Source organism: Chitinophaga polysaccharea (genome assembly GCF_007829335.1).
Lineage (GTDB): Bacteria > Bacteroidota > Bacteroidia > Chitinophagales > Chitinophagaceae > Chitinophaga > Chitinophaga polysaccharea_B.
In genome coordinates this window covers 171,462-195,571 of record NZ_VIWO01000006.1, presented here as the reverse complement: position 1 = coordinate 195,571, position 24,110 = coordinate 171,462, and the positions used below count along the sequence as shown (strand labels likewise).

Sequence of the window (24,110 nt, the reverse complement as noted above, 5' to 3'; positions counted from 1 at the left end):
CTGCTATTAAATGATTTCAAAATATCTTTTCAGTTCCCAGTCGGTCACTGCTTTTGCGTATTGTCGCCATTCCCATTCCCTGGTGAGGGTAAAATGTTCAACAAATGAGGCTCCAAACAGTTCTTTGGCGATGTCGGAATGTTTCATTTGTTGGGTGGCGGCCTGGAGATTTTGCGGTAATACACCATTGGAGGTGTCTTTGTACCCGTTGCCAATGGTGGCTTCTTTATTGAGCGGAAGGTTATTTTTTACGCCGTACAATCCTGCGGCTAGACATGCTGCCAGCGCCAGGTACGGGTTGGTATCCGATCCCACTACCCTGGTTTCCAGACGGGTGGCTTTCTCGCCACAGGGCAATGCCCTGAGCGCTACCGTTCGGTTATCTATTCCCCAGGTGAGCGTGGTAGGCGCCCAGGCGCCTTCTACCAGCCGTTTGTAGCTGTTGACCGTAGGCGCAATCATGGGCAGGATATGCGGGAGACAGTGCAGTTGACCAGCGATATAACTCTTCATGACGGCGCTCATTTTGTGCGGATCTTTATCGTTATAAAACAGGTTTTGCTTGCTGTCGCTGTCCCAGAGGCTTTGGTGTACATGCCCGCTGCAGCCGGGGAGATTTTCATTTATTTTGGCCATGAAAGTGGCCATGATACCATGTTTGTAGGCAATTTCCTTTACAGCGGTTTTAAATAGCAGGGCTCTGTCCCCCGCTGTTAATATTTCTCCGTATTTGATAGCGGCTTCATATACGCCGGGGCCGGTTTCTGTATGCAATCCTTCTACCGGTATATCAAATTTCACCAGCCATTCAAACAGGTTACTCATATATTCATTTTTCAATGCGCTACGCAGGATGGAGTAACCAAACATGCCGGGAGTAAGGGGCGTAAGATCGTGGAAATGTTTTTGGTGAGCCGTGTCCGGCGTCTCAGAAAAATTAAACCACTCAAACTCCTGTGAAAAATATGGTGTACATCCCAGTTGCGCCGCATCTGCCATTACTTTACGCAGCAGTTGCCGCGGGCAGGTATATACCGGCGAATGATCTTCCAGTACAAATTCTCCCAGGAAAAAGGGAATGTCATTTTCCCAGGGAATCCGGCGGAAGGTGTTGAGATCCAGGCGTACCAACGCATCGGGGTAGCCGGTATGCCAGCCGGTGAATTTCACATTATCATATACCACATCGCTCATGTCCCAACCGAAGGTAACGTCACAGAAACCCAGCTTGCTGTCGATGACGGCGGCGAACTTGTCGGCCGCAATATATTTGCCTCTCAATACGCCATCAATATCAGCAACAGCTATTTTTACCTTACCGGATGGATGTTGCTTTACATACGCTAATATTTCGGAAGTTGTCATGTATTGGCGGGTTTAAAGATTTTGTATAGCAAAAAGGTGATGGCTAATACGGAGAAGTAGATGAGTCCTAATATACCATTGAAGATAAACATGGCAATAATAGAAACGGTGGCAATGACCAGGGCGATGATGGGGAACGCCGGGTACCAGGCCACTTTAAACGGGCGGGGTAAATCCGGTTCACGTTTTCTCAACACGATAATCGACACCATGGAAATGATATATAAGGTTAATGCGCCAAAAACAGATACCACGATGATTTCGGCTGTTTTACCCGACAGCAGGGCCAGGATACCGATCACCATATTACCGGCCAGGGCATTGGCGGGCGTTTGAAAGCGGGGAGATATTTTGCCCAGGAAAGCGGGCAGGTTATGCACCCTTCCCATTTCATAGGTAGAGCGGCCAGCGGCGAGGATCAACCCATGAAAGGAGGCTACCAGGCCAAATAATCCCACGGTAATGAGCAGGTGATACATCAGGTGGTTATCGCCGGTAATTTTTGCCATTGCGAGAGGCAAAGGAGAATCGGACGTATCACCACTGATCCCATTTTTATATACGATAGTTTCCCAGCCTGCAATGCCGGTGGCAGCTACAAATACCAGGATACATAAGATGGCGAGCGTAAGGATAGCCCAGCCAAATCCTTTGCTGATATCGCGTTGCGGATTTTTAGTTTCTTCGGCTACGTTGGCGATGCCTTCAATGCCCAGGAAAAACCAGATAGCAAAAGGAATGGCGGCAAAGGCGCCGTTCCAGCCATTGGGCAGGGCATTGTGGGTGAGATGTACGGTTTGGAACTTCGGCAGGGTAAGCCCGGAAAACAGCAATAATTCTCCTACTGCAAGCACGGTAACAATCATTTCAAAGGAAGCTGCTGCCTGTACGCCATACACATTTAATGCAGTAAAAACGAAATAGATGGCAATAGCGCTGGTAAGAATGGGCACCTGGGGAAAGAACGCGTTGAAATAGGCGCCGATAGCAAACGCAATAGCCGGGGGAGCCAGGATGAATTCGATGACCTGGGCGATACCTGCAATGAAGCCAATATCTTTTCCCATGGCCCTGTTCGCGTAGTCGAATACACCGCCCGCTTTTGGGATAGCACAGGCCAGTTCTGCATAACTGAATGTAAAAGTAACATACATCAGCATGATCACCACCGTGGCGATAGCCATTCCCCCGGTACCACCTTTTTCAAGGCCCAGATTCCAGCCAAAGTACATTCCTGAAATTACGTATCCTACTCCCAGTCCCCACAACATAAAGGGAGTAAGTGTTTTCTTTAAGCCCTCGTTTTGTGTCATTAGAAAGATCTCGATTGTGTGTATCTCTAAATATAACGTAAAATAAAATATTATTATACTCCCTCTTTTGTGGGAAAAATTTAAGTATTGTTGCTCTGGCAAATTTGTAAGCTGGTAGCACCGGCCAATTTTACTGTTATCTTTAGGGCACACCGATATTGTATAATATGAAACTGATAGCCAACGGGCGCATCTGGATAGAAACTACCGAAGGGCCTTTCCTGGGATATGGAAGAATTGAGCTACTGGAGAAGATTGGCGAATTAGGGTCTTTGAAAAAGGCGGCTACCGCCATGAAGCTATCTTACCGGCAGGCCTGGGATTTCGTAGACCAGATGAATAAGCGCACGGGCCATCCGCTGGTCATCATGGAACGGGGAGGGAAGAATGGCGGCGGCGCCTCGCTGACGCCCAAAGGCGAAGCTGCCATCCGATTGTTTCACGAACTGAATACTTCTTTTCAGCAATTCCTGGTAACCGCAGCCGCCCGTATGGAAGAATGACCCTAATACTATTCCTTCGCAAAGCGTACAGTCATAGCCGTTACCTCCCAGATCCAGCGGGCCGGTTTTTTCTCGCCGGGCACTACGATCCGGAACGGCCCTTTTCCTTCGGGTAGCGACTGTCCATCTACCTGGCTGGCCAGTATCACCACACGATCCGTAAAAGCGGCGTCGAGCTCAGGCAAAGAAAACAACACCTCATAGCCATCGCCTGATTTTACAAGCAAATACTTCGACATGTTTTCTCCACGGAGCTGTGCTCCCATGGTAACGCCTGCCTGTTGCAGAATATCGGCTACTGGCACGCCTGTGTAGCTATGTGCTTTTCCATCACGATCCGTGGCCTGTACGGTTACTTTTTTCATCGCAGCAATATCGGCGGCACTGAGTTGCAGTGGGTGGGTTACTTCTCCGGTGACGCTGATAGTGGCCGACTGCGCCCATGTGCGGCTATGCAACAATATAGTGGCCAGAAAAAGGAGCAAAGTATATTTCATGGATGCATCAATTAAAAGGATTGGAGAATTGTGAATTGTTGATAAATGTTGAATCAGTGAGCAGGTGCAAAAAGGCAATGATATCTTTCTGCTCGCTGCGGCTAAGTTTGAGCGACGTGCCGTTCATGTCGTTGGATGTATTGCGTAATACGGGACTTAAGGATGGGCTCTGGATGATATGCTCACTGTAATGATCCAGTACTTCTTCCAGGGTGCCAAAGCGTCCATCGTGCATATACGGCGCCGTTAACGCGATGTTGCGGAGCGTGGGAATGCGGAACCGGCCCCTGTCGGCCGCGAGGCCGGTGAGCTTTTCCCTGCCAGGGTCCAGGGGCAGGCTATCCAGGCCATTGTTATGAAACAATTCCATGTACAATTTTGGACTACCGTGACAATGGGCACAGTTGGCGCCGCGTATCTTTTTTCCCGGATCAGGGGCATTCATAAACAGCTGCATACCTCTCTCCGCTGCCGGAGAGAGCTGGTACTTACCGGCGAGATAGTGGTCGTATGGCGCGTTGGCAGAAATTAAAGTTCTTTCAAATTGTGCCAGGGCTTTTATGATCTGATCGCCGGTAATGTTGCTGTTGCCAAAGGCGGCATTGAAAAGCGCGGCGTAGCGTTGGCTGCGGCGTAGTTTTGCGGCACTGATATCCAGGGGCTGCCCCATTTCATGCAAGGCGGTAAGCGGTGTAAGTGCTTGCTGCTCCAGGCTTTCGGCCCTGCCATCCCAAAAGAAATGGCGTACCCATAACAGGTTGGCCAGCGACATGCTATTACGTTCAGTGGGGATACTATCTATGCCAGTGCTGAATTTTTTTCCATCGGTAAAAGCGCGTTGCTGCTGGTGACAGCTGCCACAGGATACTTTGTTGTTGGCAGAAAGCAGCGGTTCATAAAACAACATTCTTCCCAGGAGAACGCCTTCTTTGGTCAACGGGTTATCTGCCGGGATATTTAACCGGTTGCCGAAGTTGGCCGGGTATACCGGCACATAGGGTTCGGGTACAGGCAGCCACCGGCTGCCCGTAAACAACAGGGCGGCCAGACCAAACCATCGCAGGAGCCAGCGCTTATTCATCTCTCTAAAAATAAGTATAATTGAAAAGTACCTTGGCAAAATAATTCCTGCCCTGCTCAGGGTATCCTTCGGTAAGCATATAATTTTTATCAAAAATGTTATTCACACCTCCCTGTAGCTTTAGCCAGTTGGTGAGTTGTACCACGGCGCTGGCATGCAGGAGGAAGAATGACGGCGCTTTGGCGCCATAGCTGCTGCTATAGCGGTTGGCATTGTACTCGCCATTCAGCAGGAGGCTAAGGCGGGAAGCATCGTATTGCAGCCAGCCGATGGCTTTATGTTCCGGTACGTCGGTAAAGCGGATGTTGGGGTTATCGAGATTTTTACGTTTGATGAACGTATAGTTTAACCCGCCGGTAAAGGCAGTGCAAATATGCCAGGTGGCCGCTATTTCTGCGCCATAGTATGCTGCGCGTCCTTTGTTCTGGGCTTGTGACAACCATTGACGTTTCGTGGTATCATATACTACATTATTCACATTTTGAATTACATCTTGTATATGGCTGTAGAAGATGCTGGCGTCGAGGTTCACTTTCCTGATCCGTGTGTCGGTGTATTGGAGCGCAACATTCAGCGTGTTTTCAGGCTGTAGGTTCGGGTTGGGAATGGCGGTCCCCAGCCGGTAGGAATAACGGTCTTTAATGGTGGCAAATCGCGTCATGCGGTCTGCCGAAAACCGGAAGTCCCGGCCGGCTACTGGTGTATATATCACCTTGGTCTGTGCATTTATAGCGTGGCTGTTGTTACTGGGAAAATCGGTGATGGTTTTGGTCTGGCTGTTATAGTTCTGCGCATCCAGGCTTTGGCGGTAGTTAAACGCAGCGCCTCCCTGTAAAGCCCAGTGAGTATTGAAGGAGTGCTGGTCGGTAACGCCCGCGGAGAAAGTATTATCGGCTACTTTTCTTTCGGGTTCGCCTTCATTGTGTTCGCGATGCACATCCTGCTTGAAATGAACCGCCGCTTTCAACTGGTTGGCGGAAAACAGCGTATAGCCGTATTCAATATTACCCCCCAGCGTATAGTCGTTGTAGTAACTGGTGAAGGCATAGGGCTTTTTCTGCGTGGCATATGTGGCGTCGTCGAAGCTTTTCAGCACGTTGATAAACCGGTCGTAATACAGGCGTGTTTTCAGGTGGCTGTGATCGTTCAGCGTACTGTTCGACAGGAAATACACACTTTCCTTATTCCATTTGGGCCATTGCCAATAGCGGGGACTTTTATACTGTGAATTAAGTGTATCCGTGCCCGTATACACCGGCGTGCCTTTGCTGCCTTCCTGGTGGGAATACCCGATAGCCAGTTCATGGCGGCTGTTGGGAGTAAATCCCAGCTTGAAACCATAGCGCCAGTCGTTGTTATAGGAGTTATTTCTCTGTCCGCCATCTTCGGTTTTAGTGGGTTGAAAGTCTTTAGATAAGTTGTAATAATCGCGCTGGTACCGGGAAATGTCGCCTTGGAGGTAAACCTTATTCAGGCGGCTGCCTATGTTCAGCGCTTCTTCGTGACCGCCTGTAAGCCATCCGGCGGAGGCGTTTATCTCCAGTGTATGTACAGGTTTGGAAGAGATGAGGTTAATAACGCCGCCCATTGTGTTAGGGCCATATAATACAGAAGCGCCGCCTTTTTCCACGGCTATTTTCGACAGGTTGAAAGTGGTAAACCTGGCCAGGTCTACATAACCATCGTAGGGTACATATACCGGTATCCCGTCGATAAATACCGGTGTTTGCCGCAGGTCGAACCCGCGTACATAAATCATGGATTCATTGCGGGGGCCTACATTGGATTGGCTGATGCCGGGCAACAAGTTGAGCGCGGTGGCCACATTCAGGCGATGAAAGGACTGTACCTGGTTCAGGGTAATAGTGCTGACGGAGTCGGTGTGCCGGCCATAGGATACTACTTCTCCAAGGGTAAATACCCGGCTGCTGTCTTGTTTTACCTGAGCCGCTGCCGGGGCTATTAATCCCATAGTCAGGGCAATGCTGAGTAACGCTTTGTGCATGTACGTTTATTTTCGTTATTCATTTTTATGAATAACGGTTGAAAAATGCTTACCAGGCTACAATAACAATGACACAATAACCGGGATGGGAAGCTGAAAAAAGGCTGAAGTGTTAGGGTGTATGGTTGAATTCGGGTACAATGATAGGGGGAAATTGTTAAAAAGTCAATCAATCCCCAGATTATAAATTTGTTGAATAAACCAGGAGATAAGGTTAAAACGACTATCTTAACAAGCATTTTAAAGAGATATTCCATGTTAGGTAACAAGTCCGTTTTTGCTGGTCTCCCATTGCTATTGGGAGGCTGTTTGCATGCACAGCAACCCAATTTTTCCATTACGCTGAACCAGGCAGGTTTTTATCCCCATGCGCCAAAAATAGCCGTGGTGACACAGCCAGTGAAGGGCGACAGCTTTTATATTACCCCTTCTCATTCGCAGCAAATTGTTTTCCGTGGCCGGTTAGGAGCGGCTAATCGCTCTGTGCATTCTTCTATCACCACCCGCGTGGCCGATTTTTCTGCATTTACCACATCGGGCGATTTTGTGATGGTGGTGCCTGGTGCCGGACAATCGCCGGCCTTTCCTGTCAATGCCAACGTGTATCATCCCGTAGCGGTGGCGGCGCTCAAAGGGTATTATTATCAGCGCTCCGATATGCCGCTGGAAGCCCGTTTTGCGGGGCAGTGGCATCGGCCGGCCGGACACCCGGATACGGCGGTGCTGGTACATGCGGGGGCAGCCAGTGCCACACGGCCGGCGGGTACGGTGATTGCTACGCCCGGCGGCTGGTATGATGCCGGAGATTACAACAAATACATCGTTAATTCCGGTATCACCATGGGCACATTACTCTCCGCCTATGAAGATTTTCCCGATTATTTCAAACAGTTAAACACGAATATTCCCGAGAGCGGCGATGCCCTACCGGATATTTTGAACGAAGCAGTATACAACCTGCAGTGGATGCTTACCATGCAGGACCCTGCCGATGGCGGGGTATATAATAAATGCACCAACGCTGCTTTCGATGGGATGGTAATGCCGGGAGTCACTAAAGCGCCGCGGTATGTAGTACAGAAAGGCACCGCTGCCACGCTGGATTTTGCCGCTGTTACCGCCCAGGCAGCCCGCGTATTACAACCTTTCAATCCCGCATTGGCGGCCCAATGCAGGGAGGCGGCCGGGAAGGCCTGGCAATGGGCGCTACAGCACCCGGCCCTGCGCTACGACCAGGATAGCCTCAATAAAGTGTACCAGCCTGCTGTTACCACCGGCGGGTATGGCGACCGGTACTTTGCCGATGAATGGCTATGGGCTGCATCGGAGCTGTATATCACCACCCGCGACCCACAGTTTTTCAGCGTGGTGGAAAAACATATAGGGGACCCGGTTAGTTTGCCTGCCTGGGCAAACGTGGGCATGCTGGGATACTATTCGCTATTGCGGGCCAAAGACTTGCCCGGCAGTACCGCAACGGTCATACACCAAATAAAGGAACGGGTACTGGCGTTGGCCAACCAATACGTAATGGCTGCGAATACGAGCGCTTTTCACACAGTGATGGGGCAATCGCCCGGGGATTTTACTTGGGGCAGTAGTTCCGTGGCAGCTAACCAGGGCGTTGTGTTACTGAATGCGTATAGGCTTACCCGTGACCAGCGATATGCCTATGCTGCATTGGGTAACCTGGATTATCTGCTGGGCCGTAATGCCACCACCTATTGCTTTGTAACCGGCATCGGCAGCAAATCGCCCCTGCATCCGCATCATCGCCTTTCTATCGCCGATGGTATTACACCGCCGGTACCGGGCTTATTGGTAGGAGGGCCTAACCCCGGGCGGCAAGACAAAAGCAACTATGAGTTTACCGAACCCGAAACGGCTTATACAGATAACGCCGGCGCCTATGCCAGCAATGAAATCGCGATCAACTGGAACGCGCCACTGGTATATCTTGTAAGCGGTATCGATGCCCTCAAACAGACGTTAGGTTACCAGTAAATATATCATGGTTTGGATATAGATAATTTATTGTTCATGTATTGTTGAGGAAATGATAACAGGGAATCACAAAATTGTATTAGCATTTTCCGGGAATTGATGCTTAAATTACATGGCATATAAACCGATGCTTCGATGAAACCTGGAAAAATAGTCCCCGCCGCCATTACCATCTTCGGCGCTAAAGGGGACCTGACAAAAAGAAAACTGATTCCTGCACTTTATAACCTGTACACCGACAAACATCTTCCACCCGTATTCACCATCTATTGTGTGGATTTCCTGGAAGAAGAGGAAACAGCCTTTAAACAGGACCTGCTGGCTGGTGTGAATGAGTTTAGCCGGAACGGAAAGGCCAATGACGAAGAATGGAATGAGTTCGCCAAAAATATTGTGTACCTGCAGGGCGATTTTGTGAAGGCAGAAACATACACCGGTTTGAAAGCCACGCTGGATGCATTTGAAAAGAAGCAGAAACAGAACGCTACCCGCATTTTTTATTTTGCAGTGGCGCCCCGCTTCATTGAAATCATCGCTGAAGCATTGTCTAAACACAACCTATGCAACCGCGATGAGCTGGACCGCATTGTGGTAGAAAAGCCTTTTGGCACCGACCTGGATACTGCCAAAAAACTGAATCGCTTTTTAGGAAAACGTTTTTCAGAAAAACAGATCTACCGCATAGATCACTACCTGGGAAAAGAAGCGGTGCAGAACATTATGGCTTTCCGGTTTGCCAACTATGTATTTGAGCCATTGTGGAACAAGCAATACATCGATCATATACAAATCAGCGTAGCAGAAGAAGTAGGCGTAGGAAAACGCGGTGGCTACTACGATGGCAGCGGCGCCCTGCGCGACATGATACAAAATCACCTGCTGCAATTGTTGTGTATCATCGCCATGGAACCTCCCAAATTTTATAAGTCAGAGCTGATCCGTGATGCTAAGGTAAAAGTGCTGAAATCCATCCGGCCATTTACGCCGGCACAGGTACTGAAAAGTGTGATCCGTGGCCAGTATACCGCCGGCAATGTACATGGTACACCGCGGGTGCCTTACCGCAAAGAAGAGCATGTACTGTCGACCTCTAATACAGAAACCTTTGTAGCCGCTAAATTATTTATCGATAATGAGCGGTGGAAAGGCGTACCGTTCTTCCTGCGCACAGGGAAGTCAATGCCCGTGCAGTCTTCCGTGATAGTGGTACAGTTTAAAGACTCTCCGCATAAAATTTTCAAAGATGACCTTACGCCCAACCGCTTAATCATCAGCATACAACCGGAGTTGGAAATAAGTTTATTGTTTGAAAGTAAGGTACCAGGATTGAAGATGAAACTGAAGCCGGTAGAAATGGATTTCACCTACCAGGAGTCGTATACAGAAACTATTCCCGAGGCATATGAAGCTTTGTTGCTGGATGTGCTGGATGGTAATACCACCCTGTTTATGAGGGCCGACCAGGTAGAAGCCGCCTGGAAAGTAGTGATGCCAATACTGGATACGTGGAAGAAATACCCTGCCAAAGAATTGCATCTCTATAAAGCCGGTACCTGGGGACCCACAGCAGCTACCGCTTTGCTGAAGCCTTATGCGAAAGACTGGTTCCGGTTGTCGGCCAGGGAAGAAAGTATCAAGTAAGATGATAAAGAGAAACGGGAGCCTTTAGCGCTCCCGTTTTTTTTGTTGTATCCCTCAGGGGGTATATTTCACCGTGCTTCCATAGAGGATATTAGATACCCCTGAAAAATAGGTATGCTTATCCGTGCTGGTAAGATTGTACCAGAGGTATACCCCATACCCATTGTTTTTCGTTTGCGTAGCCAGTGAATTGGCCGTGCTTTGAGAAGTAGCCTGTATATCTACTGCGGCAGGGCCCAGGTTGCTCTTAGGCAACCCCGCCACATTAGGAACGGAGTAACTGCCATAAATAGCGTTCCAGCTATAATTAACCATATCGCCTACACGCTTACCTCCCCATGATAAGCGGGAAGCTGCAGGTCCGTAGTAATAGAAAGAAATGATCTTACCAGGCATCAGCTGATGCAGTTCATCTACCAGCATTACAAAAGAACTGTCGTTGGGCTGAGGGGTGTTATTGGTACCATAGTCGGCATATTCATCATCGAAATCGATGCCATCCAGGCCGTAGTAGGTGACAGTATCGCTGAGTTGTTTGGCGAATGCATGTGCGGCAGTTCTGCTGGTAAAATTGCAGATGCCGGCGCCCTGGTGATTTCCCAGTATAGACAGCAATACTTTCATGCCTTTGTTTTGCAGGGGCACGATCTGGGTGGCTTTGTTAGTCAATACGGCAGATACGTTGGGGTTGTTGTATAACACCGCCTGATGGGTAGCGGTATTATAGTTGATATTGGCGGCAAATATGATGGCAATATCAAATAGTTGCTGCCCACCGGTAGTGAGGGTGTATTTGCCGGTATTGAGTAAACTGTTGCTGTTTACTTCCACGTAGCAAACCGAGATGCCTCCTGCTTTAGTAACGGTTTCCGTTTTTACCCCGGTGTTTTTAGCCGGTGGCGGGGTGTTGTTTTCTTTTGTACAGGCAGCTGCAAGGAATAGGGTCATAGCAGCAGAGATGCCTGCGGCAATACGCCGCAGCGGGTGGAATTGTTGTTTCATACCAACTTGCTTGTTTAAATGAATGAAGAAATGTGGGTTCGGGTTTTGGTACTGGGTCTCCTTGCTAATGATACAAACGATGGGTGCTTTCGTGATAGTGCTCAGGCTAACGTTGAATCTTTTATAAACCCGGTGGCTGATGCTGTGTCAGCCACCGGGCGGGTATTATGATACTTTATTTACGGGTATCCCACCAGAGCGGTGTACCACCGTTGTCGGGACCATTCAGCAGCTTTACTGCGTCGGCTACTGTTTGTGGGTTCGTATTGTATTCATTCTGCGGGAAGGGCAGCCTTCGGATCTGCAGACTGGATGAAATGGCCGGTAGACCTTTATTGACTACTACTTCGAAGAGTTTAGGATAGCCGGTGCGGCGGAATTCTGTCCAGCCTTCCTGTCCTTCGGGGAACATGGCAATCCACTTTTGGGTGCTGATACGTTCCTGCTTTGCTGCCGGTGAGGCGGCATCATCCCATTTGATGGTAATGGTAGACGGCCTGGGTGCGTCATTGGCGGAGTTTTTAGGGTCCGTATAAGCATCCGGGGTGCTGGTGCCATCGTTAATATATCCAGGCGCAGCTACGTTCCATTGTTGCATGGAAGTGGCGATGCCCTGTTCATATAACTGCTGTGCAGTACCGCCTGCATTAGACCAGCCCTGTAGCGCTGCTTCGGCACGCAGGAAATATACTTCTGCCGCGTTCATCAGCACAGGCGCTGTTTTCAGGCTAAACGCCGGTGTGCCATCGTTGAGGTTAAGGTTAGAGTATGTTTTGTATTTGTCTTTATCTACTACGCTACCTATGCGGATGCCTTTGTACTTACCGGCCAGTGCGGGATCGGCGTCGGTGCTTTTATCCATGTAGCGGGCAATGCGCGGATCTTTATAACCGGTGAGATAGCATTGGATAGAGGCGCCGATGCGGATATCTGCCCAGTTCTGCGCAATGAATACCAGCGGGTTGGTAAAGTTACCGGTTACCTTCACGGCCATATTGCCGCTATTGTCGGTGATCAGGCCGCCGTTAGCAGGGTCCAGCGCTTTTTCCGCCTGTATTTTTGCGGTAGCTGGGTCTACATTCCGGATATGCATCGCTAAGCGTAAACGCAGGGAATTGGCAAAGCGTAGCCACTTCGTAAAGTCACCATCGTATACCAGGTCAAAGGTAGCAAAGGCGAAAGGCAGTGTAGCGCCACTGCTGATCTGGGTACGCAGGGCCTGGGTAGCGGCATCGAGCTGCGTAAAGAACTGGTTGTAAACATCCTGCTGGCTGTCGTATGGAACGGTAGACAAACCTTCTCCAACATGTTTGTAAGGAATAGGGCCGTACACATCTGTCACACGGGCCATAGCAGTTATCTGTACAATTTGCGCTACTGCCCATACTGCCGGGGTTTTTTGTTCAATACCGGTAGCTTTCAGGCTTAATATGGGAGACATCACACTCAGGTATCCTGCTTTGTAGGTTTCGCCATTCCAGCCGCTTACCAGTGAATAGTTGGTGTTATTGGCATTGCCGAATGAGTTAGGTGTCATGAAATACCCGGAGTAACAATCTGCGTTCAGGTTTTGCTGCAACTGGTAGGAGTTGGGGTCACCGCCTCCGGAGAAGTTATAGATCGCCATCTGGGCAGATTTCAGGTAGAGCCCCAACGCATTGTAATCGGGACCAAACTGACCGTTGGAAACACCGGTATTATCTGTATTGTAACTTTCAAAATTCTTAGTACAAGCACTCAATCCGGTCACCAGTGCAGCTACTGCGATGAGCAGGCCTGATCTGTGACTTTTCATTTTATTATAAAGTTTCATCTTTTTCAGTTTTTCGGTGATTGATTTAGAAAGCGGCATTTAATGTAAGACCGTAGCTGCGGGTAGCAGGTAACATAAATACATCTACACCTCCCAATCCATTGGCGGTAGACATGGTTTGCTCAGGATCAAACGGCGCTTTCTTTGAAATGTAAAACAGGTTACGGCCGGTGAGCGACAGTTTCAGTGATTTTACCACAGAGCGGTTAACGGGGAAGGTATAGCCTAAGGCTGCTTCTCTCAATCTCACTGTAGTAGCGCTGTACATATATTCACCGGACACGCCGTCTTTACCACCTACGATTGAATACCAGGATTTGGCATCTACAGAAGATACGGCATTGCCATTTTCATCTACGCCATTGATCTTCACACCGCCGGCATCACGGGCATCGCCGCTGGCTTTGGAAACGCCGTAGCTATCCATGATGGCCTGGGTAACAGACATTACCTTTCCGCCAAATTTGCCGTCGATCAGGAAAGAGAACGTAAAGTTGCCGAACGCGAAATTGTTATTCCAACCCAGTTGCCATTTGGTATTGGCATTGCCCAAATATTGCATGTCGCCGCCTTTTTTGCTGGGAGCACCTTTGGTAATTTTCACGCGGCCCTGATCGTCGCGGTCCAGCACCGTACCGTAAATATCTCCAAAAGAGCCACCTACTTTAAACAGGGACGCATAGTTGGCGCCGGAAGCACCACTCAGCGTAAAGCGATCTACCTGTGGAGAAAGGGCGATGATTTTATTGTCGTTGGTAGCGAAGTTGATACCGGTGTTCCATTTCAGCTTAGTATCTTTCAATACATCATATCGGATCATCGCTTCCACCCCCTGGTTCTGGATATTACCAGCGTTGATGAAATAGGTATTGTAGAGCGTGGCGTTAGGTGCGGCAATTTCCAGGGTCTGGTTGGTCGTATTCGTTTTGTAGTAAGTAACGTCTACTCCCAGGCGATCGCCAAAGAAACGCCATTCTGTACCCAACTCGAATGATTTGGTTTTTTCTGGTTTAAGCGTATTGAAAGGCCCTGCTGTTCTTACAATCGGGTTACCATCGGTTCCCAGCAGGTTTTCAGGTGCATTACTCTGATAAGCCAGCGGAGAGTTACCTACGATGGCGTAGGAGCCACGTACTTTGGCAAAGGAAATAGCGCTCGGCATTTGCAATAACTGGCTTAACATCACATTCAAACCTGCGGACGGATAGAAATAAGACAGCTGGTTGGTAAATGCCAGGTTGGAAGCCCAGTCGTTACGGGCAGTCAGATCCAGGAATAACCACTCTTTATAGGAAATGTTGACACTAGCAAATACGGATTGCCACTGGCTGTGTTTCTGTTGTAAGGTACCGGAGTTGCGGGCATTGAGTGCCGACATATTCTGAATAGTGAAGATGTTGGGTAAATGCAGGCTATCTTGTCCGGACACGAGATAATCGCCGGTGGTTTTTACATCACGGATACTACCTCCTACCAGACCTGTAAACCGGAAGTCTTTTGCCGGGATGTTGAAGTTGGCAATCAGGTCGCCATATTGTTGTGTGGTTGTATTGTTGTTGTAATTATAGCCGCCATTCCTGGTAGCCAGTGCTTTCTGTGAGCTGGCATATATTTTTTGTTCATAGAGATCGTTGATGCGGTCTATGCTTCCTCTTGCCTGCACATTCAACCAGGAGTTCACATCATATTTCAGACTGGCATTGGCGAGTATTCTGTTACGTTTGAGTGAATTTGGATTGCGGTTGATGATCCACCATGGGTTCTGTTGCAGGTCTTCATCGAAAGGCCAGTTTTGTACCGGCAGGAAGTTCCTCGAAGGATCGGGGATTTCGAACTGGTTTTTATATGGCCGGATATCTTTACCACGAGGGAAGAGATATAAACCGGTCAGCGGGTTGAAATAGTAACCGGTCAGCGGTGTATTATCAATCTGCTGGGTCATATAGTTCACATCAGCAGACGCGGTGAGCTTATCGTTCAGGAATTTGCCAGTTTCTTTAAAGTCGAGATTATGACGGCCCAGTTTATTGCCTGGTTCAATGCCCCTGGCAGAGGTGTTGGCATAGGAGAAATAAGTCTGCATCTTATCGGAGCCGCTGGACATGCTGATGGCGTTGGTAAAGTTCTGACCATTCTGGAAGAAAGGGGAGAGGTTATCGCCGGCAGGGCTACTCAGTTTATCGCCCCAGCTTTGGCTGGCTACATCTTTCGACTGGCCATAATTGTTCTGGAACTTAGGCTGGTAAGCTGCCTGCGTGATATTGAAACCGGAGGAGATATTAATGGCGGTGTGACCGGCTTTTCCACCTTTAGTAGTCACAATGATCACCCCATTGGCTCCCTGGCTGCCGTACAGTGCGGCAGCAGAAGCACCTTTTAATACGGAGATGCTCTCGATATCTTCCGGGTTCAGGTTGGAGATAGGATCGCCTCCGTCATAGGAGGTGCTACCGCCATAGATGCTGGAAGGCTGATTGGTAACGGTGTTGTTCATGGGCACCCCGTCGATTACATATAATGCCTGGTTGCTTCCCAATCCTGATTTGCTGCCACGGAGAATTACTTTCGCAGAACCGCCTACGCCGGAAGCGCTGGAGGAGATCGTTAAACCGGCCACTTTACCGTTCAGGGTATTTACCAGGTTCGCATCTTTCGCTTTCGTGAGTTCCAGTCCGTTGAGTTGCTGGGTAGAATAGGTAATAGATTTCTCAGACCTTTTAATACCCAGGGCAGTTACTACCACTGCGCCCAACTGGGAGTCCTGGCTGGAGAGGGTGATTTGCAGGTTGGTATCTGTACCTACCGTGATAGTTTTGGTTTCGTAGCCAATGAAGCTTATGATCAGGATATCGCCGGTATTGGCAGCCAGGGTAAAGCCGCCGTTTACGTTGGTAATGGTGCCTTTACTGGTGCCTTTTATTTGTATGGATACTCCTACCAATGGCTGCCCTTTACTATCAGTTACCTTTCCTTCCAGGGTAATGGGTGGAATGGCTACCATAGAGAGGTTGGTGGTTTGGGCCTTTGGGCTGATCACGATTGTTTTGTCAACAATGCTATAGTTAAACAATTTGCTGTTCAGGCAGGCATTCAGCACTTCGGTGAGGGGAGCCTGGGTCATGTTCAGGTTTACCGGGGCTGCTTTCCGGAGTAAATTTTCATCATAGATAAATTCATAACCTGTTTGCCGGCTAATACTATTGAATACATCATAGAGGGGGAGATGTTTCCCTTTGATGGTAACAGACTGAGAGAATGATTTGGCGCTCAGATTAAGGGTGAATACCAGTGTCAGTATTGCAGTTAATCGCATAATCAGGAGTAATTTTCTTTGCATACGGCCTCCTTTACAGGGGACTTTGCAGGTACCAAGTAGTTCCATACTTTTGTGTTGTTGGCTTAATAATTCAATTTTCTTTGATTCAGGGAGTTGGGTTGCCAGCTATAGCCGGGAGCATTGCAGTGCTTCCGGTTTTTTTACAACCGATAGTGGAATTATTCACGTCTTCATAACTCAAATAATTTTAAAAGTTCAATTCATAAGTGGACAAATAGTTGTTACTGTGGATCGTACGGACTTACCACGACCCGGTTGTCATTGATGTCAAAGTGAACGCGTTTTGTTGTTGATAAAATTTTTAATAAGGATGCTGCATTCTCTCTACGGGAAATGATCCCGGTTAAGCGTATATCAGACAGATCGCCTTCGTAGGCTACTTCTATATTATACCATCGGGCTATCTGGCGCATAATGGTTTGTACGCTGGTATTACGGAAGCGGAATTTACCTTCTTTCCAGGCCAGCGTCTGTTCCATATCTGCTTTTTCTACCTGGAAATTGTGTTCACCTGTAGTGAGGCTACCGCCAAAACCTGGTTTCAGCAAGGCCTTGGTGCTGCGATGCACCAGTTGCACAGCGCCTTCTTCCAGCGTAGTAGTTATGGTTTGTTCATCAGCATAGGCCATGATATTGAAGCTGGTACCCAGTACATTGACTTCCATATCGGCGTTGCCTTTCACTTTTACCCGGAAAGGTTGTTGTGCATTGGTGGCTACCTGGAAATAGCCTTCTCCGGAAATTTCCACTACTCTTTCGCTGCCGGTGAAGGCGGTAGGGAAACGTATGCTGCTGGCTGCATTCAGCCAAACCTTACTGCCATCGGCCAGGGTGAGTTGGTATTGTCCGCCGCGCGGTGTTACTACGGTGTTGTATACAGGGGCGGCAGGGCTGCCATCTGCTTGGTAGGAGAGGCCGTGGTGAGTATTGACAATACTGGTATTGCCTTGTTTGGCCAATGAGCCGATATTGGCGCTGTCCAACGGAATGGTTTTACCATCTGCCAGTACCAGCATGGCCTTATTGGTGCCCGGATCGAGCGGCGACGGCTTGCCGGCGGCCAATGGCGCCGGGTGTTGGAGCTGCCGGGCAATATATAAGCTGCCTGCCAGCAGGGTAGCGCCCAGTAGACAGGCAGCAGCGGCATACCATAGTTTCCGTGTAATGCTGCGGGGTTTTGTCTGCAGGATGGACTGCAATATTTTTTCGCTGTTTGCCGACGGCCAGCCGCTATCCGGCACATCGCTGTGCAGAGCCGACAGGATATCTGCTTTTATCTCCGGTTCGTAATCATCGGTCGCTACCATCGCTTTCAGGCGCAATAGCTCTTCCTCACTGATCTGGCCATTTTTATATTTTTCAAGCAATAACTGTACTTCCGTCATGGACATATACAAGGTTTTGGAAGGGTGATATGGGTAAAGACGCGCGACAAATAAAAAAGGAGTATCCCCGGGGAAAATTTTTTTTTGAGGAGGAGGAAAACTACTTCCGGAGGGTGATCAGTAACAGGAGGAAAGGGATAACATCGTTATGGAGACGGGCTTTTACAAAGGCGCGTACGGCATTCATGGCCAGGCTCATTTGTTTTTTTACCGTATGCACAGAAATATTGAGTTGCAGGGAGATTTCTTCATTGCTCCAGCCTTCTTTCCGGGCCAGGTATACTTTTTTTCGCTCGGGAGGAAGCCCGGCTACCGCCTTATCGAGCATGGCGTCGTATTCGCGCTGTAATAAAAGGTGGTCGGTATCATTACGGGTGGCTGGCTGGTGTTGCAGGTGAATGTCATAGGCTTTCAACCGTACCAGCTGCTTTTTGAAGCTGTCGTAAATATGATTGCGTGTGAGGATAAACAGGTAATCTTTAAAGCTTTTCACCTGGTCCATCTCTGTTCTTTTCAACCAGATTTTCAGGAATACTTCCTGTACGATTTCACCCGCCATACCGGCATCCTTCAGGTACACCATGGCCACGTCAAATACCTGCCGGCTGTAGTGCCGGAACACAATGGTGTAGGCATCCCCGTTGCCTTCGGCAACCAGTTGCAGCAGTTCACGTTCATCTGGTAAGGAGTTGTTTGACAAATTTGGTGGTTTTGGTGCCCATACAAATCAATACACAAAGTAAATTTAGGGGACACGGATTTAATAATAAAATAATTTATGTAGACAGGATCGGCACAAGTGCGTATGATTTGGATAGAATTATTACGTAATTTCACCATATGCCACAACGTTACACTGATATCCAATGGGTGGTTCAGCGGAACCTTACTCATGCGAAAGACCTTGAAAACCTGGAGTTAGCCTGTAAACAAAAAGGCATTCCGTTTTTAATGATCGATGTCATTCCCTTTACCGCTGAGCTGCCATATTTTGACACCAGTCGCCGCAGCATTTTTTACGGGTCAACGACCTTCTGTGCATTAGTAGATGCACGGCCAGAATTGAGGACTGGTTTATTTTTCGACAATACCCGGTTTTCTATAGCGAATTATATCGGGCAGTGGGGAAAATATATGTTGAATGCCGATGCGGAAATTACCAGTTTCCGGGAACTGATGTCGAGGAATGAGGCGGCCGATAAGTTGTTTTTTATTCGTCCGGATGATGATAACAAAGCGTTTGCAGGGGAAACAAAGTCGTTTGGTGAACTGAGCAAATGGTATGATCAGCTGTCCATGTGGGATAACACCAGTTTGTCGCCCGACAGCCGTATTGTAGTATCTACGCCCTATGATATCCGCTACGAGTGGAGGTTATGGATCGTGGTAGGAAAGGTGGTGGCGGCCTCGAAGTACCGTACTTATTTTAAGCTGACAAAAGAAGCGGGTTGTCCGCCGGAAGTAATCGCTTATGCAGAAAGTCGTTGCCGGGAATACATGCCACACGATGTGTTTGTAATGGATATCTGTTTGTGTGGGGAAGAATTTTATATTGTGGAGTGTGGCTGTATGAATGCGGCTGGTTTTTATCACGCGGCAATTGCCGATATTGTGGAAGCCGTATCGGGATATTTTGTAGGGAGAAATGACCGGACCTGATGTGGCTACGCAATTCCAATGCGTTTGCGAAGTCTATATTGCATTCATCATACTTAATTGTTACGCTTATGAATGACAGCAGATTCTGGGAGATTATAGAACAGGCATGGCAAGCTTCCCCGGCATTGCTGGAAATGCGTAATACTGCATTGGAAACCAATGATGCAGTGGTGATAGAAGATCTCACCAGTGTGGTATATGGCGCTATTACGAACAATATCAGGGATGTTTTATTAGGACTTGATAAAGAGACACTGACCGGGTTTAACCGTCTTATGGAAGAAAAACTATACCATATCGACAGAAAGGATATTCACGCATATACGGATGGCTCAGATGATGGATTCCTGTATTGCCGTTGTTTTATTGTAGGCATGGGGCAAACCTATTATGATAAGATCGACCGGGAGCCGGCCATGGCAACCGCTGATGCAGAGGCGGAAATCGTAGGTTTTATCGGCTATATGGTTTACCAGGAATTATTTGGCGAAGAATTTGAACGTAATACCATTCATTGTATTGAAACCTGTTCCAACTCCCGGGGATGGGAAGTATAATTAACCGTAAATACATTCCTATGAGTGAAGAAATTTTTGGTATTGCTAAAGTGCATGCGCATCCACGAGCTATTGCACTGATGCAGGACGAGTTTTTCTGGGATTGCTCAGATGAACTGGCCCCTTTCGGCTCTGATGAAGGGGAAAACGCCCTGACTGAATTCCTCGAATGGCGGAAAACCCATCCGCACACCCCTACTATTGAGTGCCTGAAATGGGCCATTGAATCCATTGGGGATATGCCCTTTGAAGATTACAATGAAACCCTGCTGGACCGTGATTATATCGCGCAGCAAATGGAAGACCCGGTATTTGACGCCCACCAGTGTATATTCATCCTGGATACGGCCATCATTGCCACCGGTTTCGGGCAACTGGTACTCGAAGGCGTTATTGATGAGGAAAATAAACCAGTGATTACCATTGCACTGGAACGCCAGGTTTGTTGGGCCCTGTTGTCAGAAAGCTGGTCTTATGCAGAACAACGCATCGGTTACCTCAATATCCTGAAACGCGCGCTGGAAGAAGCGTAGTTATCGAGCCAGTACAGCATATCCACAGCGATACGGTGTTTGTAAATCCCTTGTTAATTTTTTGTCGCTGCTATCGGTTTGCTGTAACCTGGCAATGTTTCATTGCTGCGATATCGTTCTGAAAATCTTTCACCAGCTGAAGGAAAGAGGGAAGACGGCGCTTTTGCGGAGGCCGTCCTGTGCGTTGCTATGGAAGTACGCCTAATCGTTGTTATCTTGTAGTGGTTTTTTATACCGTTGTTTATGATTACGCTCCACGATAAAACATACACTTGTCCCGTAGATGTAACCCTGGGATTCATTGGTGGAAAATGGAAATTGCTGATCCTTTTTCATCTCCACTATTTTACAAAAAGAAGTTATGCAGATATCCGCGATAACCTGCCAGGAGTGTCTGAGAAGATGTTAAGTCAACAGTTGAAAGAGCTGGAAAGGGACCGGCTGATAGAAAAAACAGTACTGTCTGCAAAGCCCTACAGGGTTACGTATGAGCTGTCGGCTATGGGTAAGTCCCTGGCACCGCTGTATGTGTTTGCCAGCGAATGGGGAATTGCCTATCTGAAAACGCATGGCATTGATTATATACAGGATCAACATCTGTATAAATAATCTGCGCTTTCTTTTCTGCCATCTATATGCTATCTTTTATCATCAAAAGCTATGTTATGAAAAAGCTATTCATATGTTTAACCTTGTTGCTGGCATCGCTGGGGATAGTAAAAGCACAGGAGTCGCCGGTAGGGGCATGGACAGCCACGTCCGGAGATATCACCAGCGTATTGTTGATAACGCCCTCCTGGTTTACGGTGACTGATTACCGGGCCGCAGATTTTGTAAGCACCTATGGTGGCACCTGGCAACAGGCAGGTAATGGAGAAACAACCGTGGCTATTTCCTTTAATACGGCTAATCCCAACCAGGTAGGACAAAATGCCCGTGTGCCGGTAACGATGGAAAACGGTCAACTGGTTACCAATGCTATTGGTGGTGGCAGTCAGCGGTGGACCCGCCTTGATGATGGCGGCGGTCCGCTTGCCGGTAAATGGAAAATTACAGCCCGGGAAAACAACGGAAAAATGAATACTATTCCCGATGGCCCACGCCAAACATTCAAGATCCTTACGGGTACCCGCTTTCAATGGGTGGCAGTGAACTTGTCTACCGGCGAATTCTTCGGAACAGGAGGAGGTACGTATACATTTGATAACGGTACTTACACTGAAAAAATCGCCTTCTTTTCCCGCGATAATACCCGGGTGGGCGCCGCGTTGTCTTTTAAAGGCAAAGTAAACGGCAACGAATGGGATCACAGTGGACTAAGTTCCAAAGGGGATCCGATTCATGAAGTGTGGATTAAAACGCTGGAATAGAGAACACAAAGCATAAAGCTATTGAAGCGATTGATCTTTGCGAATATTAAAAATCGCACTGGGCATTCGCTTCAATAGCTTTATGCTTTGTGCTTTATGTTTTATTACATTACCAGCCTATTCCGTAATCCTCGCCATGGTTACTGCTGCCGCCCCAAAGGCTGCCATGCGCGCGATCTATGTAAATAGCGTTTACAGGGCCGCTGGTGCGTTCTCCAAAGCTGAGGTGATAGCCCATTTGCTCCAGTGCTTTACGCGTTTTTTCGCTGGTATTATTATTCAACAGTATGCTTCCGGGGCGGGGCTCCCGGTCTTTTATCGTGCTGCCTCCCAGCGATAACCACAATTGGTTGGTATTGAAGTTAGCCGCTTCGGTGGCTTGTTGTACCGTCATCCCAAATTCCACTACGTTCAGGAAAAACTGTAACAGGTTTTGATCCTGCGTATCGCCGCCCTGCACACCGAAACAAAGGAAAGGCTTACCTTCTTTCAACGCCAGTGAGGGCGTAAGGGTAACCCGCGGACGTTTGCCGGCGGCAATCACGTTGAAGGGACATACAGCGGAATCCAGCACAAAGCTTTGTGCACGCTGACTCATGCCTATGCCTGTTTTCCCTGCAATGCAGGCGGGCAGCCATCCTCCGCTGGGAGTAATAGATACTACCCATCCGTCTTTATCGGCGGCTTCCACGCTGGTAGTACCACGCCACAGCCGGTCCATATAGGCGCTGTCTACTTTGTTGGCAGCGTATACCTGGCTCAGGTCTGCGATAGTTTGTTGCCACGCGGCATCATGTTTAGGCACAAAGCCACCAGGCTGCCGCCCATTGCTGGTATCAGTGAGTTGGGTACGCTCCTGCAGGAAATGCAGGTAGGGATTGGTTTTACCGATGTATGGATAAGGATCGCCCGGACCTGCATCCGCATCATTGTGTGTTCGGTTAACCTGTTGCGCCCTGGCCCTTGCATATTCTTTGCTCAACAATCCCTGGATAGCAGGGTTTTTATTGAAGGCCGGATCGCCGTAATAAAAATCGCGATCGGCAAAGGCGAGGTTCATGGTTTGGTACAGCGTGTGGATATATTCGGTGCTGTTATATCCCATGGCTTTCAGGTCGAAATTCTCGAGGATATTGAGACTTTGCAGCAGCATAGGCCCCTGTGTCCATTCCTGTAGTTTATACACGTCTATGCCCTTGTAATTCACGTGCAGGGGCGTTTCTTCTATCGGCTTCCATTTAGCCAGATCTTCCAGCGTAATCAGTCCGCCCTGTTCCTGGCAGCCTCTTACAAATTCGGCCGCGATATCGCCTTTATAAAAGCGATCATACGCCGCCATGATGGCTTCTTTTCGGCTTTTATGCTGACGCAGGGCATTTTCCTCGGCCGCTACCAATTTATTGAGGGTGGCCAGCAGGTCTTTCTGCACAAAGATTTCTCCCGCTTCAGGTGCTTCTCTTTTTTCACCGGGGTGGGTCAGGAAGACAGCTTTGCTATAGGGCCATTCTTTGATATATTTTTTGCCACGTTCGATACTGTTGGCCGTTTGCGCCTCGATAGGATAGCCGGCGGCCATTTCCATGGCTGGCGCCAGTACCTGTTTCAGGCTCATGGTGCCATATTCGGCCAGCATATAACAGAGTCCACCTACGGTGCCGGGTGTTACGGCGGCCAGCGGGCCATATTCCGGTGGAAAGTCGTAGCCTTTTCCTTTATAAAAAGCAGGGGTGGCACCGGTAGGCGCTACGCCCAGGGCGTTGATGGCGATTACTTTGCCTGTTTTCGGATTGTAAATCAATGCCTGGGTTTCGCCGCCCCAGCTGAGTACATCCCACATGGTGCAGGTAGCGGCCAGCATGGCGCAGGCGGCATCTACGGCGTTGCCTCGTTGTTGGAAGATCATGGCGCCGGCGGTGGCTGCCAGTGGTTTCCCGGTAACGGCCATCCAGTTTTTGCCATGTAATGGCGGTTTCTGCGTTTGCTGTGCCTGCATACCAGTGTAGCTGCCCAGCAGCAGGAAAAGGATGAGTAAGCGTTTCATGGCG

19 protein-coding genes are annotated in these 24,110 nt (G+C 48.7%); 8 read left to right on the top strand and 11 right to left on the bottom strand.

Features of this window, described 5'->3' with window-relative positions; all coding sequences use genetic code 11:
- Window positions 1-6: 6 nt before the first annotated feature.
- Both FHW36_RS20140 and eat read right to left on the bottom strand, forming a co-directional pair.
- The gene (locus FHW36_RS20140; RefSeq protein ID WP_145671387.1) at window positions 7-1,365 is read right to left on the bottom strand and encodes a glutamine synthetase family protein; all 1,359 of its coding nucleotides are present in this window, start codon (window positions 1,363-1,365) and stop codon (window positions 7-9) included.
- On the bottom strand, window positions 1,362-2,678 hold the full coding sequence (eat, locus tag FHW36_RS20135; RefSeq protein WP_145671386.1) for an ethanolamine permease: 1,317 nt from the start codon (window positions 2,676-2,678) through the stop codon (window positions 1,362-1,364). The genes FHW36_RS20140 and eat overlap by 4 nt, the downstream gene beginning before the upstream one ends.
- Before the next feature lie 167 nt (window positions 2,679-2,845).
- On the opposite strand from eat, the gene FHW36_RS20130 reads away from it, so the two are divergent.
- A complete protein-coding gene (locus FHW36_RS20130; RefSeq protein WP_145671385.1) occupies window positions 2,846-3,181 on the top strand; it encodes a winged helix-turn-helix domain-containing protein in 336 nt (111 codons plus the stop codon).
- 8 nt (window positions 3,182-3,189) lie between these two features.
- On the opposite strand, the gene FHW36_RS20125 is transcribed toward FHW36_RS20130, so the two are convergent.
- From FHW36_RS20125 to FHW36_RS20115, 3 genes are read right to left on the bottom strand one after another with little or no spacing between them, the layout of a single operon-like run.
- On the bottom strand, window positions 3,190-3,678 hold the full coding sequence (locus FHW36_RS20125) for a molybdopterin-dependent oxidoreductase (protein WP_145671384.1): 489 nt from the start codon (window positions 3,676-3,678) through the stop codon (window positions 3,190-3,192).
- Between the two features lie 7 nt (window positions 3,679-3,685).
- Window positions 3,686-4,759, bottom strand: a complete 1,074-nt coding sequence (locus tag FHW36_RS20120; RefSeq protein ID WP_145671383.1) for a cytochrome-c peroxidase — start codon at window positions 4,757-4,759, stop codon at window positions 3,686-3,688.
- A gap of 4 nt (window positions 4,760-4,763) precedes the next feature.
- Window positions 4,764-6,764 (bottom strand): TonB-dependent receptor plug domain-containing protein, encoded by a 2,001-nt coding sequence (locus FHW36_RS20115; RefSeq protein ID WP_145671382.1) that lies wholly within the window; start codon window positions 6,762-6,764, stop codon window positions 4,764-4,766.
- Between the two features lie 255 nt (window positions 6,765-7,019).
- Here FHW36_RS20115 and FHW36_RS20110 point away from each other — a divergent pair, with 255 nt between their 5' ends.
- Entirely contained in the window at window positions 7,020-8,768 is a 1,749-nt protein-coding gene (locus FHW36_RS20110; RefSeq protein WP_145671381.1) for a glycoside hydrolase family 9 protein, read from the top strand.
- Between the two features lie 135 nt (window positions 8,769-8,903).
- Window positions 8,904-10,409 (top strand): glucose-6-phosphate dehydrogenase, encoded by a 1,506-nt coding sequence (gene zwf / locus FHW36_RS20105; RefSeq protein WP_145671380.1) that lies wholly within the window; start codon window positions 8,904-8,906, stop codon window positions 10,407-10,409.
- A gap of 54 nt (window positions 10,410-10,463) precedes the next feature.
- Here the strand turns inward: zwf and FHW36_RS20100 are convergent, their stop codons facing one another.
- The 5 genes from FHW36_RS20100 to FHW36_RS20080 all read right to left on the bottom strand — a co-directional run bounded on the left by FHW36_RS20100 (window position 10,464) and on the right by FHW36_RS20080 (window position 18,646).
- Window positions 10,464-11,411, bottom strand: a complete 948-nt coding sequence (locus FHW36_RS20100; protein WP_222429135.1) for an endo-beta-N-acetylglucosaminidase H — start codon at window positions 11,409-11,411, stop codon at window positions 10,464-10,466.
- 175 nt (window positions 11,412-11,586) lie between these two features.
- Window positions 11,587-13,206, bottom strand: coding sequence for a RagB/SusD family nutrient uptake outer membrane protein (locus FHW36_RS20095; RefSeq protein ID WP_145671712.1), 1,620 nt, complete (start codon window positions 13,204-13,206; stop codon window positions 11,587-11,589).
- 43 nt (window positions 13,207-13,249) lie between these two features.
- Window positions 13,250-16,561, bottom strand: a complete 3,312-nt coding sequence (locus FHW36_RS20090; protein WP_246121198.1) for a SusC/RagA family TonB-linked outer membrane protein — start codon at window positions 16,559-16,561, stop codon at window positions 13,250-13,252.
- Between the two features lie 221 nt (window positions 16,562-16,782).
- Window positions 16,783-17,952, bottom strand: a complete 1,170-nt coding sequence (locus FHW36_RS20085; protein WP_145671379.1) for a FecR family protein — start codon at window positions 17,950-17,952, stop codon at window positions 16,783-16,785.
- Window positions 17,953-18,046: 94 nt separating this feature from the next.
- Entirely contained in the window at window positions 18,047-18,646 is a 600-nt protein-coding gene (locus tag FHW36_RS20080) for an RNA polymerase sigma factor (protein WP_145671378.1), read from the bottom strand.
- A gap of 140 nt (window positions 18,647-18,786) precedes the next feature.
- Between FHW36_RS20080 and FHW36_RS20075 the strand changes: the two genes are divergently transcribed.
- From FHW36_RS20075 to FHW36_RS20055, 5 genes are all read left to right on the top strand, one after another.
- A complete protein-coding gene (locus tag FHW36_RS20075) occupies window positions 18,787-19,605 on the top strand; it encodes an ATP-grasp domain-containing protein (protein WP_145671377.1) in 819 nt (272 codons plus the stop codon).
- 68 nt (window positions 19,606-19,673) lie between these two features.
- Window positions 19,674-20,162, top strand: coding sequence for a DUF4240 domain-containing protein (locus FHW36_RS20070; RefSeq protein ID WP_186452538.1), 489 nt, complete (start codon window positions 19,674-19,676; stop codon window positions 20,160-20,162).
- A 20-nt stretch (window positions 20,163-20,182) separates the two neighbouring features.
- On the top strand, window positions 20,183-20,695 hold the full coding sequence (locus FHW36_RS20065; RefSeq protein WP_145671375.1) for a hypothetical protein: 513 nt from the start codon (window positions 20,183-20,185) through the stop codon (window positions 20,693-20,695).
- 243 nt (window positions 20,696-20,938) lie between these two features.
- The gene (locus tag FHW36_RS20060) at window positions 20,939-21,304 is read left to right on the top strand and encodes a winged helix-turn-helix transcriptional regulator (RefSeq protein ID WP_145671374.1); all 366 of its coding nucleotides are present in this window, start codon (window positions 20,939-20,941) and stop codon (window positions 21,302-21,304) included.
- 56 nt (window positions 21,305-21,360) lie between these two features.
- Window positions 21,361-22,065, top strand: a complete 705-nt coding sequence (locus FHW36_RS20055; protein WP_222429134.1) for a hypothetical protein — start codon at window positions 21,361-21,363, stop codon at window positions 22,063-22,065.
- 109 nt (window positions 22,066-22,174) lie between these two features.
- On the opposite strand, the gene FHW36_RS20050 is transcribed toward FHW36_RS20055, so the two are convergent.
- Window positions 22,175-24,106 (bottom strand): gamma-glutamyltransferase family protein, encoded by a 1,932-nt coding sequence (locus tag FHW36_RS20050; RefSeq protein WP_145671373.1) that lies wholly within the window; start codon window positions 24,104-24,106, stop codon window positions 22,175-22,177.
- Between the last annotated feature and the right edge of the window lie 4 nt (window positions 24,107-24,110).

What these genes read in the sequence shown, in the direction of transcription:
- FHW36_RS20140 (WP_145671387.1), bottom strand. Translation starts at nt 1,365, where the DNA reads ATGACAACTTCCGAAATATTAGCGTATGTAAAGCAACATCCATCCGGT.
- eat (WP_145671386.1), bottom strand. Translation starts at nt 2,678, where the DNA reads ATGACACAAAACGAGGGCTTAAAGAAAACACTTACTCCCTTTATGTTG.
- FHW36_RS20130 (WP_145671385.1), top strand. Translation starts at nt 2,846, where the DNA reads ATGAAACTGATAGCCAACGGGCGCATCTGGATAGAAACTACCGAAGGG.
- FHW36_RS20125 (WP_145671384.1), bottom strand. Translation starts at nt 3,678, where the DNA reads ATGAAATATACTTTGCTCCTTTTTCTGGCCACTATATTGTTGCATAGC.
- FHW36_RS20120 (WP_145671383.1), bottom strand. Translation starts at nt 4,759, where the DNA reads ATGAATAAGCGCTGGCTCCTGCGATGGTTTGGTCTGGCCGCCCTGTTG.
- FHW36_RS20115 (WP_145671382.1), bottom strand. Translation starts at nt 6,764, where the DNA reads ATGCACAAAGCGTTACTCAGCATTGCCCTGACTATGGGATTAATAGCC.
- FHW36_RS20110 (WP_145671381.1), top strand. Translation starts at nt 7,020, where the DNA reads ATGTTAGGTAACAAGTCCGTTTTTGCTGGTCTCCCATTGCTATTGGGA.
- zwf (WP_145671380.1), top strand. Translation starts at nt 8,904, where the DNA reads ATGAAACCTGGAAAAATAGTCCCCGCCGCCATTACCATCTTCGGCGCT.
- FHW36_RS20100 (WP_222429135.1), bottom strand. Translation starts at nt 11,411, where the DNA reads ATGAAACAACAATTCCACCCGCTGCGGCGTATTGCCGCAGGCATCTCT.
- FHW36_RS20095 (WP_145671712.1), bottom strand. Translation starts at nt 13,206, where the DNA reads ATGAAAAGTCACAGATCAGGCCTGCTCATCGCAGTAGCTGCACTGGTG.
- FHW36_RS20090 (WP_246121198.1), bottom strand. Translation starts at nt 16,561, where the DNA reads ATGCAAAGAAAATTACTCCTGATTATGCGATTAACTGCAATACTGACA.
- FHW36_RS20085 (WP_145671379.1), bottom strand. Translation starts at nt 17,952, where the DNA reads ATGTCCATGACGGAAGTACAGTTATTGCTTGAAAAATATAAAAATGGC.
- FHW36_RS20075 (WP_145671377.1), top strand. Translation starts at nt 18,787, where the DNA reads ATGCCACAACGTTACACTGATATCCAATGGGTGGTTCAGCGGAACCTT.
- FHW36_RS20070 (WP_186452538.1), top strand. Translation starts at nt 19,674, where the DNA reads ATGAATGACAGCAGATTCTGGGAGATTATAGAACAGGCATGGCAAGCT.
- FHW36_RS20065 (WP_145671375.1), top strand. Translation starts at nt 20,183, where the DNA reads ATGAGTGAAGAAATTTTTGGTATTGCTAAAGTGCATGCGCATCCACGA.
- FHW36_RS20060 (WP_145671374.1), top strand. Translation starts at nt 20,939, where the DNA reads ATGATTACGCTCCACGATAAAACATACACTTGTCCCGTAGATGTAACC.
- FHW36_RS20055 (WP_222429134.1), top strand. Translation starts at nt 21,361, where the DNA reads ATGAAAAAGCTATTCATATGTTTAACCTTGTTGCTGGCATCGCTGGGG.
- FHW36_RS20050 (WP_145671373.1), bottom strand. Translation starts at nt 24,106, where the DNA reads ATGAAACGCTTACTCATCCTTTTCCTGCTGCTGGGCAGCTACACTGGT.